The sequence below is a fragment of the Actinomadura meyerae genome (assembly GCF_900188445.1).
Classification (GTDB): domain Bacteria; phylum Actinomycetota; class Actinomycetes; order Streptosporangiales; family Streptosporangiaceae; genus Spirillospora; species Spirillospora meyerae.
Genome location: NZ_FZOR01000010.1, coordinates 145,465 through 162,395, shown reverse-complemented (window position 1 = coordinate 162,395; position 16,931 = coordinate 145,465). Strand labels below are relative to the sequence as shown.

Genomic DNA, 16,931 nt, shown 5'->3' with positions numbered 1-16,931 from the left:
CGGCGACGCGGCGCCACCGCCTCGAAGCCACGGCAAGAGAGCCCGTGGCGCCGCCCCCGCCGGAGCGGTCCCCCGCAGGGACCGCCACCGTCGAGCCCGGCACCGTCGAGCCCGCCGCCGTCAGAACCGCCGGTGGGCGTGGTCCAGCGGCACGTCGACCACCACTTCGGTGCCCCCGCCCGCGCGGGGCCGGAAGTCCAGCCGGCCGCCCAGCTCCCCCACGATCAGCGTGCGGACGATCTGCAGGCCGAGGCTGTTGGAGCTCTCCACGTCGAAGTCCGCGGGCAGGCCGACGCCGTCGTCCGCGATGACCGTCACCAGCCTCGGGCCGGGCCCCTCCTCCGCCGGCTCCTCGTGCGGGGCGTCGTGCGGGGCGCGCGGCTCGTGCGCGCCCGGCACCGGCCACTCCCCCCAGACCTCCACGCCGCCCGGCTCGCGGCGCTCCTCGCCCTCGCCGTAGCGGCGCGCGACGACCTCCAGCGTCCCGAACCGGTTGGCGAGGCCGTGCTCCAGGGCGTTCTGCAGCAGCTCGGTGAGCGCCATCGCCAGCGGCGTCGCGATCTCGGCGGGCAGCACGCCGAAGCTGCCGGTCCGCTTCGGGGTCACCTTGGTCTCCGGCGTCGACACCTCCCCCGCCATCGTGATCACGCGGTCCGCGATGTCGTCGAAGTCGATCAGCTCGTCCGGGGTGTGCGACAGGGTCTCGTGCACGATCGCGATGGACCCGACGCGGCGGACCGCCTCGTCCAGCGCCGCCCGCCCCTCCGGGATCCGCAGCCGCCGCGCCTGCAGCCGCAGCAGCGCCGCGACGGTCTGCAGGTTGTTCTTCACCCGGTGGTGGATCTCCCGGATGGTGGCGTCCTTGGTCATCAGCTCCCGATCGCGCCAGCGCAGCTCGGTGACGTCCCGGCACAGCACGACGGCGCCGATCCGGGTGCCGCCGACGACCAGCGGGATCGTCCGCAGCTGCATGATCGACCCGCGCGACTCGACCTCCACCTCGCGCGGCGCCCGCCCGGACAGCACGACGCTCAGCGCCTCCTCCATCGGCTCGCCGGTGTCGCACAGGTCCGCGGTGATCTGGCCGAGCGCCTCGCCGACCAGGTCGGCCGGGAAGCCGAGCCGCCGGTACGCCGACTGCGCGTTCGGGCTGGCGTAGGTGACCTTGCCGGACCGGTCGAGCCGCATCAGCCCGTCGCCGACGCGCGGCGAGCGGACCATGTTCGGCTCCTCGCCCGGCACCGGGAACCGGCCCTCGGCGATCATCGTGGCGAGGTCGCTGGCGCTCTGCAGGTAGGTCAGCTCCAGCCGGGACGGGGTGCGCGCCGAGCTGAGGTTCGTGCTGCGCTGGATCACCCCGAGGATCTTGGCGCCGCGCCGCACCGGGATCGACTCCTCCCGGACCGGGATGCCGCTGCCCCACTCCGGATCGCCCTCCCGGACGATCCGCCGCTCCCGCCACGCCACGTCGATCAGCCCGCGCCGCCCCGTCCGGACGACCTTGCCGACGAGGTCCTCGGGGTAGGCGGTGGGACCGGTCGTCGGGCGCATCTGCGCGATCGCCACCCAGCCGGGGACCGCGGCGCCGGTGTCGACCCGTCCGCGCCGGCCGCCCTTCGGGCCCGGGGCGGCCTCCGCGGGCAGCGCGTCCGCCGACCGCAGCGGCACCCACAGCAGCAGGTCCGCGAACGACAGGTCGGCGAGGAGCTGCCAGTCCGACACGAGCGCGTGCAGCCATTCCAGGTCGGTGTCGGTGAGATCGGTGTGATCGCGGACCAGATCGGTCAAGGTAGGCACGCGACCATCATCGCCCATCGTCCTTGGTGCCCGGGCGGGTGCCCCGGCCCCCGCGCCACCTGGCAGGATTCCCCGCATGACCGCGGTACGAGACCCCCTGGCCCGGCTCCGGGACGCCGCCGAGCGCCGTGCCGAGGCGGGGCTGCGCCGGACGCTGCGCCCCCGCCCGGACGGGCTGACCGACCTGGCGTCCAACGACTACCTCGGGCTCGCCGGCGACCCCCGGCTGGTCGAGGGCGCCTGCGCCGCGGCCCGCGCGTGGGGCACCGGCTCCACCGGGTCCCGCCTGGTCACCGGGACGACCGCGCTCCACACCGAGTTGGACCGGCGGCTCGCCGCGTTCACCGGCAGCGCCGCCGGCCTGGTGTTCTCCTCGGGGTTCCTCGCCAACCTCGGCGCCGTGACCGCCCTGGCCGGGCCCGGCGTGCTCGTCGTGTCCGACCAGGTGAACCACGCCTCGATCGTGGACGCGTGCCGGCTGTCGCGGGCCCGCGTCGTGATCGTCCCGCACCGCGACACCGCCGCCGTCGAGGAGGCCCTCGCCGACCGCGAGGAGCCGGACGCGCTCGTCGTCACCGACGCGGTGTTCTCCGTCGACGGCGACCTCGCGCCGCTCGCCGCGCTGCACGCCGCCGCCCGCGCGCACGGCGCGCTGCTGGTGGTCGACGAGGCGCACGCGCTCGGCGTCGTCGGGGCGGGCGGCCGGGGCGCCGCGCACGCCGCCGGCCTCGCGGGCGAGCCCGACGTCGTCCTCACCCTCACGCTGTCGAAGTCGCTGGCGGCGCAGGGCGGCGCGGTCCTCGGCGCCCCCGAGGTGATCGGGACGCTGGTCGATACGGGCCGGTCGTTCATCTTCGACACCGGCCTGAACCCGCCCGCCGCCGGCGCCGCCCTCGCCGCCCTCGACGTGCTGGAGTCGGACCCCGCCCTGCCCGCCCGCGCCCGCGACCGGGCCCGGCGGATCGCAAACCTCGCGGCCGGTTCCGGCCTGGAGACCGCCGACCCCGCCGCCGCCGTCGTCCCCGTCTTCCTCGGCGAGCCGCACGCCGCGCTCCGGGCCGCCGAAATCTGCGCTGAGCACGGCATCCGCGCGGGCTGCTTCCGCCCGCCGTCGGTCCCGAAGGGACGCGCGTGCCTGCGGCTGACCGCCCGCGCCACCCTGGACGAGTCGGACCTCACACGCCTCGGCGCGGCCCTGGCGGAGATCGCGTCCTCTACCGGTCGTAGTCTGCACGCATAACATCGGGGAAAACCCGCGATGAACGTGAGGAGATGCCGTGACGGAGGTCAGGGGCGGCCCCCGCCACGGGGGCGGGTACGAGCACGGCTTCGACCGTGCCTCGCTCGCCGGCATCGGCCAGCGCCACCCGAACCAGGCACCGCGGATCCCCAAGTACTACAAGCTCAAAGAGCTGCTGGTCGAGCTGATCCAGTCGCTCCCGGCGGGCAGCCCGCTGCCGCCCGAGCGCACCCTCGCCGAGAAGTACGAGACGTCCCGCACCACCGTCCGGCAGGCCCTCGCCGAACTCGTCGTCGAGGGCCGCCTCCAGCGCATCCAGGGCAAGGGCACCTTCGTCGCCAAGCCGAAGGTCGCGCAGGAGCTCCAGCTCGTCAGCTACACCGAGGACATGCGGCACCACGGGCTCCGCCCCGAGACCCGCATCCTGGAGGCCGGCTACGTCAGCGCCGACGAGAGCCTCGCGTCCCTGCTGTGCATCCGCCCCGGCGGCCGCGTCCTGCGCATCCACCGCCTCCGCCTGGCCGACGGCGAGCCGATGTCGATCGACACCTCGCACCTGCCCGCCCGGCGCTTCCCCGGCCTGCGCCGCGAGTTGTCGCGGCACCACTCCCTCTACGAGACGCTCGCCACCGCCTACGACGTCCACCTGACCGAGGCGGAGGAGACGATCGAGACCGTCCTCGCCACCCCCCACGACGCCCAGCTCCTCGGCGTCGACGTGGGCCTGCCCATGCTCCTGCTCTCCCGGCACGCCTTCGACACGACGGGCCAGCCGGTCGAATGGGCCCAGTCCCTGTACCGCGGCGACCGCTACAAGTTCATCACCCGCCTCAGCCGCTGACCCGGCCGCGCCGTGTGCCGGACCCGTGCGCCCGGGGCTCCCGCGCCGGCTCCTCGGCCGAAGCGGCCGCCGACCGGCCCGCGCTAGCGTGGATCCGGCGGCCGCCGGATACTTGGGTGACGGAGTGCGACGTTCCGCCCACGCACCGAACACATGTTCCCCTACGATGACCGGAGCAGATCGTGAGGGAAGGATCGCCGAAAGTGACCATCCAGACGTTGCCGTCCTACCGGGCGGCGCTTCCAGATACGCCGTACGCCCTGTGGGCGAGCGGCGAACTCGACGACTTCCTCCACCTGCCCGAGGGCTCTCGGGCCGAGATCATCGGAGGAGAGATCGTCGTGTCCCCCACGCCGACGGTGTCGCACGGCAACCTGGTCCACTACATCGCCCGCGCGATCGACCGGGCGAGATTCGCCGACCCGTCCTACCCGTGGACGTCCCGGCAGATGATGACCCTGAACCTCGCCGGTTTCGAGCAGGGCTACGTCCCCGACCTGATCGTGGCGGAGGACGCGGTGTTCGAGACCGCCGGGGACGCGGACGAGGTCGAGTTGCGGCCGGATGAGATCGAACTGGTCGTCGAGGTCACCTCGAAGAACCTGGCGGCCCACGACCGGCCGCCGGCCGGCGACAGGGCGCGGCGGAAGCCGACCAAATGGTGGGGGTACGCCCGCGTCGGCATCCCCTACTACCTTCTCGTCGACCGCGACCCGAAGATCGCCGCGACCACGCTCTTCTCGATCCCGGACCAGGGCTCCAGCGCCTACCTCCACCGGGAGTCCTGGGAGTTCGGCGCGACGGTGCGCCTCCCCGAGCCGTTCAACATCGAGATCGACACCGCCGGCTGGAGACCCTGGCAGGTCCGTTGACCGTCTCCGGTGGCCGTCAGAGGGTCTGGCTGAGGGCCTTGATGGGCATCTGCAGGTCGGTGAGGAGGTCCAGGTCCCGCTGGGCGGGGCGGCCGAGGGTGGTCAGGTAGTTGCCGACGATGATGGCGTTGATGCCGCCGAGCATGCCCTCGCGGGTGCCGAGGTCGCCGAGGGTGAGCTCGCGGCCGCCGGCGTAGCGCAGGATGGTGCGGGGCAGGGCCAGCCGGAACGCCGCGATGGTCTTCAGGGCCTCGGTGCCCTCCACCAGCGGGAGGTCGGCGAACGGGGTGCCGGGCCGGGGCGCCAGGAAGTTCAGCGGCACCTCGTCCGGTTCGAGCTCGGCGAGCTGGGCGGCGAACTCGGCGCGCTGCCCGACGGTCTCGCCCATGCCGACGATGCCGCCGCAGCACACCTCCATGCCGGCGGCCTTCACCATGCGGAGGGTCTCCCAGCGCTCCTCCCACGAGTGGGTGGTGACCACGTTCGGGAAGTGGGAGCGGGCCGTCTCCAGGTTGTGGTTGTAGCGGTGGACGCCCATCGCGGCCAGCTCGTCCACCTGCTCCTGGGTGAGCATGCCGAGCGAGCAGGCGATGTTGATCTCGACCGCGTCGTTGATGGCCTTGACGCCCTCGCGGACCTGCGACATCAGCCGCTCGTCCGGGCCGCGCACGGCGGCGACGATGCAGAACTCGGTGGCGCCGGTCTTCGCGGTCTCCCTCGCCGCCTCGACCAGCTCGGGGATGTTCAGCCACACCGACCGCACCGGCGACTCGAACTTGCCGGACTGGGAGCAGAAGTGGCAGTCCTCGGGGCAGCCGCCGGTCTTCAGCGACACGATGCCCTCGACCTCGACCTCCGGGCCGCACCAGCGCATCCGGACCTCGTGCGCGAGCGCGAGGAGGTCCTCCAGCCGCTCGTCGGGCAGGGACAGGACGTCCAGCACCTGCTGTTCGGTCAGCCCCCGGCCCCCCTCCAGGACCTGGCCGCGGGCGGTGTCGAGGATGTCCGTCACGTGCTCTCCTTGTCGAGGCCGAAGCTGTCGCGGAAGGCGGCGGCGTCGAAGCCGCCGCCGAACGAGGGGGCGAGGCCGCGGTGCGCGGCCACCAGGAACTCCGCCGGGTCCAGGGCGCCGGCGCCCGCGGGCAGCGCGCCGGACAGCGGGCGGGCGGCGATGGTCTCCAGGTCGCGGATGTTGCTGCGCATCGCGAGGTCCGGGTCGTCCGGCCAGGCGCCGATGACGACGCCGGCGAGCTGCACCCCGCGGTGCGCCATCGCCTCCAGGGTGAGCGCCGTGTGGTTGAGCGTGCCGAGGTCGGGCCGGGCCACGACGACGACGGCGGCGCCGAGCCAGCGCGCCAGGTCGGCGATCGTGGTGCCCTCCTCGTCGTAGCGGACGAGGAGCCCGCCGGCGCCCTCCACCAGCACCAGCCGGCGGGTGGCGGCGAGGTGCCCGATCCGCTCGGCGGTCTCCGCCAGCCGGACCGGCGGCAGCCCGGCGGCGCGGGCGGCGGCGGCCGGGGACAGCGGGTCGGGGAACCGCGCGAACTCGTGCACGTCGTCGAGCCCGGCGAGGCGGCGCACGTCGTCGAGGTCGCCGGGCCCGGCGCCGTCCACCCCGGTCTGGCCGGGCTTGACGACGGCGACTGACGCGCCGCGGGCGGCGGCGACCGCGGCCAGCGCCGCGGTGACGACCGTCTTGCCCACGCCGGTACAGGTCCCGGTCACGACGAGCACACTCACAAGGCGGCACACTAGCGCGGGCCCCCGGCGGGGACTCCCGCCGGACCCCACAGTCTTCGGCCGCCGTTTTTGTAACGGGCGGAACCGGAGGCCGCAGGGGGTGCGTCCAAGCTCCATGGCCGGTCCGTACACACGTTCCCGCTGGGTGCCGGCTCTCGCCTGCGCGGCGCTGACCGCCTGCGCGGCGGCCGCCTGCGGCGACGGGTCCGGCGGTGCCGGGCCTCCGGCACCCGCCACGTCGGCGCCCTCGTCCCCCGCCCCGTCCCCGAGCTCGTCCCCGAGCTCGTCCGCGAGCTCGTCCCCCGCCAAGGACGCTCCCGCCGGTGAGAAGCTCGTGCTCCGCCTGCGCAAGGTCGGAGGCCTCGCCGGCATCGGCGGCCCCGGCAGCGTTCCCGACTTCTCGCTCTACTCGACGGGCCGCGCCGTGGCCCTGTCCGGGGGCGAGCTGACCCAGTACCGCCTGACCCCGGACGCGCTGCGCCGCCTGCTGGACGAGGCGCGCGCGGCGGGTCTCAGCCGCTCGCACACGGTCGGCTCCGACCGGATCGCCGACGCGGTCGTCACGGTGGTGACCATGGACGGCGCGACGACCCGCCTCATCGAGGCGGGCACGCAGGCCGTGCCGGAGGCGCGGTTCCTGAAGCGCCTCGACCCGGCCGGGTGGCCGGCGTCCGACCAGGCCGCGAAGGCGGCGCCGTACCGGCCCGCGAAGACCGCCGTCCTCGCGGGCGAGGCGGCTGGGACCGGCACCGTCCGGGCGTGGCCGCTGAAGCCGCTCGGCGACGGGGTGCCGGTGGCGGGTGCGGTCTGCACACTCGCGCCGTCCGCGAAGGTCCCGGACGCGAAGCCGGGCACGGCGTGGCGCAGCGGGGGCAGGACGTACTCCGTCCGGCTGCGGCCGCTGCTGCCCGGCGAGTCGTCCTGCCGGGACGTGGGTTAGCGGGCGTCGAGGTCGGCGGCGACCTCGCGCGCGGTCGCGGCCAGGTCCGGGTCGAGCCGGTCCAGGCGGTCGTCGAGGTCGTCGGCGAAGCGGAGGCGCTCGACGCCGGGCGCCGCGACGGCCTCCGGCATCCAGGCCGAGTGGATCAGGAACGGCACGGTCGTTCCGTGCGGCGGCGCCAGCACCGCGACCGGGCCCCGCCCGACGTCGGCGGCGTCGAACAGCTCGACGCGGAACCGGTCGTCGTTGTGCACGGCCACGACCAGGTACCCGTCGTGGCCGCCGGGGTCCGCGCCCGCGTAGCGGCTGCCGCCCCGCCCGCGCGGCACGAAGGACGGCGAGGTCGGGTAGTCGTCCAGCGCGAACGTCCACTCCGACAGGGCCTTGAGGTCCTCGCGGTCGTGGCTCACCAGGACGGCCGGGGTCTCCTCGGCGGGGAACAGGGACGGGTCGATCCGGCCCGCGTAGTTGCGCATGGCCCGCCGGTTGACGGCCTCGGGGTGGAACCCCAGGTAGACGAGGTGGTGCCGGGTCGGGGCGCACTGCCCCTCGAAGCTCCAGTCGATCGCGGACAGCTCCGCCTGCCACCAGCGCTCGGGATCGCGGGCGCGGGCGCGCTCCAGGACGCGGCCGGTCTCCGGATCGAACTGCATGACGGTGGTCAGCGCGGGCGCCATGCCGTGGCAGTACATACCGCGCAGGGCCGGGTCGATGGGGCGGCCGAGGACGTCGACGTCGTCCTCGCGCAGGTACATGCCGATGTCGACGCCTTCGCCGTGCTCCATCACGACCTGGACGCCGTCGGAGTCGTCGTAGCGGGCGTAGAAGTGGTTGACCTCGGGCGCGAGGCGGAACTGCGCGCAGGTCACGGACGCCGTCCCGGGGACCAGGTCGTCCTTGCGGATCAGCAGGACGGGCCCGTCCGGATTGTTGGGCGCGGTCCGGTCGCCGCCGAAGATCTCGTCGATCTCCAGCTTGTAGGCGGTGTCGGCGAGGACGAGCCAGTCGCGGGTCTGGGTGATGGTGTGCGTCGCCTGCGGCAGCGCCGCGCCCTCGACCTCCCAGCGCCGGACGCGGGCGCCCGTCCCGTCGTAGCGGATCACCGAGACGGCGCCGGACAGCACGTCGCGGCTGACGCTCCACAGGCAGCCGCGCTCGGGGTCGACGACGGGGTGCGCGGTGGTGGAGACGAGCGGGAGGACGGCGTGGTCCAGCGCGGGCCGCCAGTCGTCGCGGTGCCCGACCTCGGCGAGGAACTCCAGCGTGACCGGGTCGACCTCGACCGGGCGCCCGGCGTCCCAGGTGGCGAACAGCCGGTCGCCCCACGGCAGCGGCGCGGTGTTGGCGGCGTTGACGAACCCCCACGGCGAGTCGGTGCCGACCGGGCCCACGGTGAACAGGTCGGGGCGCTTCGCGCGCAGCCGGACCGAGGGGGTGTCGATGACGCGGGCACGCCAGCGGAACCGGCCGTCCGGGCCGGGCCGCAGCGGCATCCGCGCGATGATCCCGTCGCCGAAGAACGCGTGCCGGGGGCGGGTCCGCTGGTCGGAGGTGCTGACCACGTAGTGGCCGCGCACGTCGTCCGGCCAGGTCCCGGCGACGACCTCCAGGTCGAGGTCGCCGGGGTCCTGCGTGCCGAGGATGGAGCGGGGAACCGGCATCAGCCCTCCACAGGTTATTGGCTATCCGCCAATCAACAGCCGGGCGCGCCGCCCCGTCAAGACCGGCGGAGGCACCGGCCCGCGCCCCGAATACCCTGGTTCGGCACGTTTCGTCGGCCGCGGTGGCAGTGGGGAAGATGCGGATGCTCAGACAGGACACCGGCGGGGAGGACCTCGGCGAGGAGGAAACCGGCAGGGAGGACGTCGACACGAGGGATGCCGGCACGAGGGATGCCGGCACGGGGGATGCCGGTACGGAGGACGCCGGGCGGGAGGGCACCGGGCGGGTGTTCGTGCGGGTGGCTCGGCCCGAGGAGTACGGCCTCGTCGGCGACCTGACCGTGGAGGTGTACGTGCACGGCGGGCTGGTGTCGCCCGAGTCGAGCTACGTGCGGACGCTGCGGGACGCGGGCGACCGGGCCGCCAAGGCGGAGCTGCTCGTCGCCGAGGTCGCGGGCGAGATCGCCGGTGCGGTGGCGTACTGCCCGCCGGGCAGCCCGTACGCCGAGCTGGCGGGCCCCGGCGAGGCCGAGTTCCGGATGCTCGCCGTCCGGGAGGCGGAGCGCCGGACGGGCGTGGGGCGCGCCATGGTGCGGGCCTGCGTCGAGCGGGCGCGCGCGGCCGGGTTGGCGGGCCTGCGGCTGTCGACGCAGCGCAACATGGCCGCCGCCCAGCGAATGTACGAGCGGATGGGGTTCGTCCGCACCCCCGAGCGGGACTGGTCGCCCGTGCCGGGCGTCGACCTGCTGACCTACGCGCTGCCGCTCTGCTGACCTACGCGCTGCCGCTCTGCTGACCTACGCGCTGCCGCTCTGCTGACCTACGCGCTGCCGCTCCGCTGACCTACGCGCTGCCGCTCCGCTGACTCACGCGCTGCCGCTCTGAGCCTGCAGTTCGCCGTGCGCGGCGCAGCGGGCCGTCCAGCCGAGCGGGGTCACCTGGACGACCATGCGGCGGCGGCAGTGCGCGCAGTAGCGGGGCGGTTCCATCTCGCGGGCGGCGCGGCAGGCGGCGTGGTCGCCCTCGGCGGCGGGCTCGCCGCAGCGGTCGCAGTACACGGCCCCACCCTATGCCGGGCCGCCGGCGCGCATGCGGGCGACGGTCCCGGTGTCGTAGGTCCCGCCGGCGAACTCGGAGCCGTCGAGCAGCTCGCGCAGGAACGGCAGGTTCGTCGGCGGCCCCTCGATGCGGAAGGCGTCGACGGCCGCCCGGGCGAGCGCGACGGCGTGCGCGCGGTCGGCGCCGTGCACGGACAGCTTCGCGATCAGCGGGTGGTAGTGCGGGGTGACGGTGTTGCCCTCGGCGTAGCCGGCGTCGATGCGGATGCCGTCGCCGACGGGCTCCTCCCACACCTTGATCTCGCCGGAGCCGGGCAGGAAGCGGTGCGGGTCCTCGGCGTGGACGCGGAAGGCGATGGCGTGGCCGCGCGGTTCGGCGGCGGTGAACGAGACGGGCTCGCCCGCGGCGATCCGGAACTGCTGCTCGACGAGGTCGATGCCGGTGACCATCTCGGTGACGATGTGCCCGGACGGCAGGCGGGTGCTCATCTCCAGGAAGTAGAACTCCTGCGCGGCGGGGTCGACGAGGAACTCGATGCTGCCGGCGCCCCGGTACCCGACGGTCTCGCCCGCGCGGACGGCGGCCGCCAGCATGCGCGCGCGCAGCGCGGGGGTGAGGCCCGGCGACGGGGTCTCCTCGACGATCTTCTGGAAGTGGCGCTGGACGGAGCAGTCGCGCTCGCCGAGCGCGAGGACGGTGCCGTCGGCGAGGCCGAGGATCTGCACCTCGATGTGCAGGGCGCCCGGCACGTACCGCTCCAGGAGCACCTCGCCGTGCCCGAAGACGCGGTCGGCGGCGGCGCGGGCGGTCTCGTACGCGGCGCGGACGGACCGCTCGTCGGCCGCGACGGCGAGGCCGATGCCGCCGTCGCCCGCCGCGGGCTTGAGCATCACGGGGTAGCCGACGCGCGCGGCCTCCTCGGCGGCGGTGCCGGCGTCCGGGACCGGCTCCCACGCGCCGGGCGCGACGGGGACGCCGGCCTCCTTCATCAGGTTCCGGGAGTTGATCTTGTCGCCCATCCGGGCGACCGCGAGCGGCGGCGGACCGACCCAGACCATGCCGCGCTCGGCGACCCGCCGGGCGAACGAGGCGCTCTCGGCGAGCACGCCGTCGCCGGGGTGGACGGCCCGCGCGTTGGTGCGGTGCGCGGCCTCCAGGATCGCGGCGGCGTTGAGGTAGCCGCGGGCGGGGTCGGCGGGGCCGATGAGGACGGCCTCGTCCGCCTCGGCGACGAACGGCAGGTCGGCGTCCGCCTCGGAGTACACGGCGATGGCCTTCAGCCCCATCGCCCGCGCGGTGCGCAGGATCCGGCCGGCGATCTCCCCGCGGTTCGCCACGAGCACGGACTCGAACACTGCGGACTCCTCCTCGCGCACGCGCCGGGACCGGGCGTCCCGTCCCGGCAGAGACTAGTGCGGATCGCCGCCGCCCGCCCCCTCGCGGCCGGTGCCGCGCATCGGCGAGATCACCGGTCCGCATTCCGGCGGTCCGGAGGAATGGCAGCTCATCCCGTGGCCGCCAGGTAATTGTGAACCGGCACAATTGACTTCGCCGCGCCCGCCGTTCACTGTGTGGGGCGTCGCGGCCGACCATTCCCGCAGCGTCGCGGACTCCCGTTCTCCCCCGGCCGGCCGCCGCATGCGCAAAGTGCGCCGCCGCTTCCCGCGCGGCGCGGCTCCCCAAGGAGGAGACCTTGTCCCTCAGACGATTCCTCGTCCTGGCCGGCACGGTGGCGGCGTTCGCCGCCACCGCGCTCGCCCCCGTCGCGGCCCAGGCCGGACCACCTGCGAGAACACCTGCCAGAACATCCGCGCAGGCGGCTGCGGAGACGGCCGCGGCGCAGCCGCAGACCGTGACCCTGCGGTATGGGCCCTACACCATTCCGAAGGCGGCGGACGGCGAGCACGGCATGCTCCCGAACCAGCTCGCGTTCAACGTCCAGAAACCGTGCGAGAACTGCTACGTCACCGGATTCAAACCGAATCTGGTGTACGCCGACGGCAGCAACGCCAACATCAACACCGGGCCCATGCTGCACCACGCCGTCTTTTTCAATTCGGCGGCGCGGGACATCGTGTGCGGCGGGCTCCGGCGGGTCCTCGCGTCCGGGAACGAGCGCATGGAGAGCGTGTTCCCGGCGGGCTACGGGTTCCGGATCGGCAGGTTCGACCGGTGGACGCTGCTGGCCGACCTCATGAACCACGCGCACGAGGAGAAGACCGCCTACCTGGAGTTCACGTTCACCTACGTCCCGGCGTCCGGCTCGGGCATCACGCCGGTGGTCCCGCTCTGGCTGGACGCCGGCGGCTGCCTCGACTCCACCTGGGACACCCCGGCCGAGCAGAGCGAGAAGTCGCGGACCTGGCGGTCGACGGTGTCGGGCGACCTCGTCCACATCCGCGGGCACCTGCACCGCGGCGGCATCGCGGTGCGGACCGAGAACACCGGCACCGGGCAGGTGCTCTGCCGCAGCGTCGCCGAGGAGGGCGGCACGCCCGAGTTCATCGACCACCACGGGATGGCCGAGGTCTCGAGCATGCCGTCGTGCGGCGGCTCCCCCATCGGCCGGATCGAGCGCGGCGACACCCTGCGGATCACCGCGTCGTACCGGGCGTCCGAGACGGGCTTCGCGGACGTCATGGGCATCATGCACGGCTGGGTGACCGAGGGATGACGCCGATGGACCGGCTGGCCGGACCCGTGCTCGCGCTGTTCCGCGCCGTCGTCGGGCTGCTGTTCCTCTGCCACGGCGCCGCCTCGCTGTTCGGCGTGCTCGGCGGCGACCGGGGCAGCGGCCACGCGGTCGAGGCCGGGGCGTGGCCGGGCTGGTGGGCCGCGCTGATCCAGCTCGTCTGCGGCGCGCTGGTGCTGGCCGGGCTCGGCACCCGGGCGGCGGCCGTCCTCGCGTCCGGTTCGATGGCGTACGCGTACTTCACCGTCCACCAGCCGCACGCGCTGCTGCCGCTGCGCAACGGCGGGGAGAGCGCGGCGATGTTCAGCTGGGCGTTCCTGCTGATCGCGGTGCTGGGGCCGGGCGCCTGGGCGCTGGACTCCCGGCTCGCGGCCCGCCGCGGCCGGGAGCCGGCGGACGCGGCGCGCTGACCTGCCCGCCGGCGCCGCACGTCCGGCCCGCCCCCGGCCGATGCCGGGGACGGGCCGGACTCCGCGCTCAGCCCGCCGCGACGACGCGCGCGGCGACCGCGGGCGGGACCTCGCCGTGCGCCGCGAACCGCATGGTGAACACGCCGCGGCCGGACGTCATACCGCGCAGGTGCCCGACGTAGCCGAACATCTCCGCCAGCGGGACGAGGGCCTGGACGACCTTGGCGCCGCCGCGCTCGCCCGTCCCCTCGACCCGGCCCCGGCGGCCGTTGAGGTCGCCGATGACCGTGCCCAGGTACTCCTCCGGCGTGGTGACCTCGACGGTCATCACGGGTTCGAGCAGCACCGGGGACGCGCGCCGGACCGCCTCCCGGACCGCCAGCGAACCGGCGATCTTGAAGGCGAGCTCGGACGAGTCGACGGGGTGGAAGTGGCCGTCGGTGAGGACGACCCGCACGCCGGTCATCTCGTATCCCGCGACGGGCCCGGTGCGCAGCGCCTCCTGGCAGCCCGCGTCCACGGACGGGATGAACTCCTTCGGGATCCGCCCGCCGGTGATCCGGTTGACGAACTCGTAGCCGTCCTCGATGGGTTCGAGGGCGATCTGCACCTTCGCGTACTGGCCCTTGCCTCCCGTCTGCTTGCGGTGCGTCAGGTCGACCCGCTCGACCGCCCGGCGGACGGTCTCGCGGTAGGCGACGCGGGGGCGGCCCACGTTGGCCTCGACATGGAACTCCTCCTTCAGGCGGTCGACGAGGATCTCCAGATGGAGCTCCCCCATGCCGCCGATGACGGTCTGCCCGTCCTCGTCGCGGACTTGGAGGGACGGGTCCTCCTCCGCCAGCCGGTGCACGGCCGCACCGAGGCGCTCCACGTCGGCCCTGGAGCGGGCCTCGATGGCGACCTCGATGACCGGGGCCGGGAAGTCCATCGACTCCAGGACCACCGGGTGCGCGGGGTCGCACAGCGTCTCGCCGGTGGCGGTCCGCTTGAGGCCCATGACGGCGACGATGTCGCCCGCGCCCGCCGCGCCGATCTCCACCCGCTTGTCCGCGTGGACGCGGTAGATCTTGCCGATCCGCTCCTTGCGGCCCCGGGCCCCGTTCAGCACCTCGGCGCCCGGCTCCAGGCGCCCGGAGTAGATCCGGACGAAGGTGAACCGGCCGAGGTGCCGGTCGCTCACGACCTTGAACGCGAGCGCGGCCAGCGGCGCCTCGTCCGAGACCGGTGCCCCGCCGGCGGCCGGGCCGGCGTCCAGCGGCGACGGCAGGTACCGCACGACCGCGTCCAGGAGGGGCTGCACGCCCTTGTTCCTGAACGCGCTGCCGCACAGCACCGGGCTCGCGGCCGACGCGACCGTCAGCCTCCGGATCGCGGCGTGGAGCTGCTCCTCGGACGGCTCGACGCCGTCCAGGTACAGCGCCATGGCCCGCTCGTCGTGCTCGGCCACCGTCTCGATGAGCGTGCGCCGCCACCGGCGCGCCTCCTCCGCGAGCCCGGACGGGACGTCCGCGACCGTGTGCCGCCCGCCGGGCCAGAGGTGCGCCCGCATGGCGACCAGGTCGACGACGCCCTCGAACCCGGCCTCGGCCCCGATCGGCAGCTGCACGGCCAGCGGGACGGCCCCGAGCCGTTCGCGGATCATGTCGACGCAGCGGTGGTAGCCCGCGCCGGCCCGGTCGAGCTTGTTGACGAAGCAGACGCGCGGCACGCCGTACCGGTCGGCCTGCCGCCACACCGTCTCCGACTGCGGCTCGACGCCCGCGACGCCGTCGAACACGGCCACGGCGCCGTCGAGCACGCGCAGGCACCGCTCGACCTCGATGGTGAAGTCGACGTGGCCCGGCGTGTCGATCAGGTTGACCGTGTGGCCGTCCCAGTGGCAGGTCGTCGCGGCCGAGGTGATGGTGATGCCGCGGTCGCGCTCCTGCTTGAGGTGGTCGAGCGCGGCGGCGCCGTCGTGGACCTCGCCGATCCGGTGGGAGACGCCGGTGAAGTACAGGATCCGCTCGGCGGTCGTCGTCTTGCCGGCGTCGATGTGCGCCATGATCCCGATGTTGCGGACCTTGGCGAGGGCAAGGGCGGTGGCTGTCATCGGGATCCTCCTTCTCGCTCGATGACGACCGCCGCGGGACAAGATCGTCCGGCGCGGCACACGCGACGGTAACCGCCGGGGCCGCGCGGGCGCGAAGGGTTTTCCGGTCAGGGCGCGGCGGCGCGCTCGACCTCCGGGAGCGCCTCGATGACGCTGCGCAGGTGCGCGCGGGCGGCGCGCTCGGCGGCGTCCGGGTCGCCGGCGGCGATCGCCTCGATGATGTCCAGGTGCTGCGGCAGCGAGGTCTGCGGCCGGCCCGGGTGCACGGCCAGCCGGAACTGGTGCCGGACGTTCTGCGCGCGCAGCCGCTCCAGGACCCCGGCCGCCGTCTTCTGCCCGCTGATCTCGCGGACGCGGCGGTGCAGGCGCTCGTTCAGCCGCGAGTAGCCGAGCACGTCGCCGGACGCCACGGCGGCGCGCATCTCCTCGCCGATCTCGCGCAGCTCGGCGGCGTCGGCCTCGGTGGCGCGCGCCGCGGCCTTGGCCGCGCACAGCCCCTCGACCACCATCCGGACCTCGGAGATCTCGACGGCCTCCGCCAGGGACACCGCGCGGACGCGTGCGCCGCGGTTCTGCACCCGCTCGATCAGCCCCTCGCCGGCCAGTTCGGCGAGGGCCGCGCGGACCCCGGCCCGGCTCGCGGCGAACTCCTCGGACAGGTCCGCCTCGATCAGCCGCTGGTTCGGCACGAACCGGCCGCTCAGGATCGCCTCGCGGATCCCGCTCACCACGTCGCTCACCGGCACTCCCGGATTGTCGCCATTTTTGTCGCTGATCTAGGGTAGCCGGTGCGGGACATCTCGGCAGGGAGGAGGGCGGCATGCTCATCATCGCCGTACTGGGGCTGGGCGAGGCCGGCGGTGCCATCGCGGGCGATCTCGTCGCGGCGGGCGCGGCCGTGCGGGCCTACGACCCGGCCGTTCCCGCACCCGAGGGGACGGCCGCCTGCGGGAGCGAGGCCGAGGCCGCCGCCGGCGCCGATCTCGTGCTCAGCGTCAACAGCGCGCACGACGCCGTCGCCGCGCTGGAGGCGGGCGCGGGGGCGGTCTCCGGCGATGCCGTCTGGGCCGACCTGAACACCGGCTCCCCCGGCCTCAAGCGGCGGCTCGACGCGATCGCGCGGGAGCGCGGCGTCCGGTTCGCCGACGTGGCGATCATGGCGCCGGTGCCGGGGCGCGGGCTCCGCACCCCGCTGCTGGTCAGCGGGGACGGTGCCGCGCGGGTCGCGGACCTCCTTCGGCCGCTCGGCGCCGGCGTCGAGGTGATGGACGGTCCCGCCGGGCTCGCCGCGGAGCGCAAGCTGCTGCGCAGCGTGTTCTTCAAGGGGCTCGCCGGGGCGGTCGTCGAGGCCCTGGAAGCGGCGCGGGCCGCGGGCTGCGAGGACTGGCTCCGCGCGAACATCGTCGAGGAGCTCGCCGCGGCCGGCGAGCACACCGTCGACCGGCTGGTCAGCGGGACGCACAGGCACGCCGTCCGGCGCGCCGCCGAGATGGAGGCGGCGGCCGAGATGCTGGCGGAACTGGACGTCCCGCCCGCGATGGCCGCCGCCAGCCGCGACCTCCTGCGCCGCCTGGCCGGCTGAGC

16 protein-coding genes are annotated in these 16,931 nt (G+C 74.6%); 8 read left to right on the top strand and 8 right to left on the bottom strand.

The genetic code is table 11. The annotated features are described in order from the left end of the window. Positions 1-120: 120 nt before the first annotated feature. A complete protein-coding gene (locus CHF16_RS13360; protein ID WP_089326308.1) occupies positions 121-1,797 on the bottom strand; it encodes a sensor histidine kinase in 1,677 nt (558 codons plus the stop codon). A 76-nt stretch (positions 1,798-1,873) separates the two neighbouring features. Here CHF16_RS13360 and CHF16_RS13355 point away from each other — a divergent pair, with 76 nt between their 5' ends. The 3 genes from CHF16_RS13355 (at position 1,874) to CHF16_RS13345 (ending at position 4,750) form a co-directional block, all read left to right on the top strand. Next, positions 1,874-3,037 carry an 8-amino-7-oxononanoate synthase gene (locus CHF16_RS13355; RefSeq protein ID WP_089326307.1) on the top strand — a complete coding sequence of 388 codons (1,164 nt, stop codon included), beginning with the start codon at positions 1,874-1,876 and terminating at the stop codon, positions 3,035-3,037. Between the two features lie 112 nt (positions 3,038-3,149). Beyond that, positions 3,150-3,878, top strand: coding sequence for a GntR family transcriptional regulator (locus tag CHF16_RS13350; protein WP_089326354.1), 729 nt, complete (start codon positions 3,150-3,152; stop codon positions 3,876-3,878). A gap of 203 nt (positions 3,879-4,081) precedes the next feature. Next, positions 4,082-4,750 carry a Uma2 family endonuclease gene (locus CHF16_RS13345; RefSeq protein ID WP_179271516.1) on the top strand — a complete coding sequence of 223 codons (669 nt, stop codon included), beginning with the start codon at positions 4,082-4,084 and terminating at the stop codon, positions 4,748-4,750. Between the two features lie 16 nt (positions 4,751-4,766). On the opposite strand, the gene bioB is transcribed toward CHF16_RS13345, so the two are convergent. Then, positions 4,767-5,762, bottom strand: coding sequence for a biotin synthase BioB (gene bioB, locus CHF16_RS13340; RefSeq protein ID WP_089326305.1), 996 nt, complete (start codon positions 5,760-5,762; stop codon positions 4,767-4,769). Then, complete coding sequence (gene bioD, locus CHF16_RS13335) at positions 5,759-6,490, bottom strand: dethiobiotin synthase (protein WP_179271515.1); 732 nt, start codon at positions 6,488-6,490, stop codon at positions 5,759-5,761. The genes bioB and bioD overlap by 4 nt, the downstream gene beginning before the upstream one ends. Before the next feature lie 145 nt (positions 6,491-6,635). Here bioD and CHF16_RS13330 point away from each other — a divergent pair, with 145 nt between their 5' ends. Then, the gene (locus CHF16_RS13330; RefSeq protein ID WP_143227962.1) at positions 6,636-7,430 is read left to right on the top strand and encodes a hypothetical protein; all 795 of its coding nucleotides are present in this window, start codon (positions 6,636-6,638) and stop codon (positions 7,428-7,430) included. On the opposite strand, the gene CHF16_RS13325 is transcribed toward CHF16_RS13330, so the two are convergent. Next, positions 7,427-9,091 carry a carotenoid oxygenase family protein gene (locus tag CHF16_RS13325; protein ID WP_089326303.1) on the bottom strand — a complete coding sequence of 555 codons (1,665 nt, stop codon included), beginning with the start codon at positions 9,089-9,091 and terminating at the stop codon, positions 7,427-7,429. The two genes, CHF16_RS13330 and CHF16_RS13325, sit on opposite strands and share 4 nt — an antisense overlap. Positions 9,092-9,234: 143 nt before the next feature. Between CHF16_RS13325 and CHF16_RS13320 the strand changes: the two genes are divergently transcribed. Next, positions 9,235-9,864 (top strand): GNAT family N-acetyltransferase, encoded by a 630-nt coding sequence (locus CHF16_RS13320; protein WP_089326302.1) that lies wholly within the window; start codon positions 9,235-9,237, stop codon positions 9,862-9,864. Positions 9,865-9,957: 93 nt separating this feature from the next. On the opposite strand, the gene bsaP is transcribed toward CHF16_RS13320, so the two are convergent. Continuing rightward, positions 9,958-10,149 carry a biotin synthase auxiliary protein BsaP gene (gene bsaP / locus CHF16_RS13315; RefSeq protein WP_089326301.1) on the bottom strand — a complete coding sequence of 64 codons (192 nt, stop codon included), beginning with the start codon at positions 10,147-10,149 and terminating at the stop codon, positions 9,958-9,960. Between the two features lie 9 nt (positions 10,150-10,158). Continuing rightward, complete coding sequence (locus tag CHF16_RS13310; protein ID WP_089326300.1) at positions 10,159-11,505, bottom strand: acetyl-CoA carboxylase biotin carboxylase subunit; 1,347 nt, start codon at positions 11,503-11,505, stop codon at positions 10,159-10,161. A gap of 338 nt (positions 11,506-11,843) precedes the next feature. Between CHF16_RS13310 and CHF16_RS13305 the strand changes: the two genes are divergently transcribed. After that, a complete protein-coding gene (locus CHF16_RS13305) occupies positions 11,844-12,824 on the top strand; it encodes a hypothetical protein (RefSeq protein WP_143227961.1) in 981 nt (326 codons plus the stop codon). Next, positions 12,821-13,252 carry a DoxX family protein gene (locus tag CHF16_RS13300; RefSeq protein ID WP_089326298.1) on the top strand — a complete coding sequence of 144 codons (432 nt, stop codon included), beginning with the start codon at positions 12,821-12,823 and terminating at the stop codon, positions 13,250-13,252. The genes CHF16_RS13305 and CHF16_RS13300 overlap by 4 nt, the downstream gene beginning before the upstream one ends. Positions 13,253-13,319: 67 nt before the next feature. Here the strand turns inward: CHF16_RS13300 and fusA are convergent, their stop codons facing one another. Together fusA and CHF16_RS13290 are read right to left on the bottom strand one after the other, a co-directional pair. Next, entirely contained in the window at positions 13,320-15,347 is a 2,028-nt protein-coding gene (fusA, locus tag CHF16_RS13295) for an elongation factor G (RefSeq protein WP_089326297.1), read from the bottom strand. Positions 15,348-15,454: 107 nt separating this feature from the next. Continuing rightward, positions 15,455-16,087 (bottom strand): GntR family transcriptional regulator, encoded by a 633-nt coding sequence (locus CHF16_RS13290; RefSeq protein WP_218826653.1) that lies wholly within the window; start codon positions 16,085-16,087, stop codon positions 15,455-15,457. A gap of 80 nt (positions 16,088-16,167) precedes the next feature. Between CHF16_RS13290 and CHF16_RS13285 the strand changes: the two genes are divergently transcribed. Further along, positions 16,168-16,929, top strand: a complete 762-nt coding sequence (locus CHF16_RS13285; protein ID WP_089326296.1) for an NAD(P)-dependent oxidoreductase — start codon at positions 16,168-16,170, stop codon at positions 16,927-16,929. Positions 16,930-16,931: the final 2 nt, after the last annotated feature.

Coding starts and splice junctions, on each gene's coding strand:
- CHF16_RS13320 (WP_089326302.1), top strand. CDS start 9,235: ATGCTCAGACAGGACACCGGCGGGGAGGACCTCGGCGAGGAGGAAACC.
- CHF16_RS13325 (WP_089326303.1), bottom strand. CDS start 9,091: ATGCCGGTTCCCCGCTCCATCCTCGGCACGCAGGACCCCGGCGACCTC.
- fusA (WP_089326297.1), bottom strand. CDS start 15,347: ATGACAGCCACCGCCCTTGCCCTCGCCAAGGTCCGCAACATCGGGATC.
- CHF16_RS13355 (WP_089326307.1), top strand. CDS start 1,874: ATGACCGCGGTACGAGACCCCCTGGCCCGGCTCCGGGACGCCGCCGAG.
- CHF16_RS13300 (WP_089326298.1), top strand. CDS start 12,821: ATGACGCCGATGGACCGGCTGGCCGGACCCGTGCTCGCGCTGTTCCGC.
- CHF16_RS13285 (WP_089326296.1), top strand. CDS start 16,168: ATGCTCATCATCGCCGTACTGGGGCTGGGCGAGGCCGGCGGTGCCATC.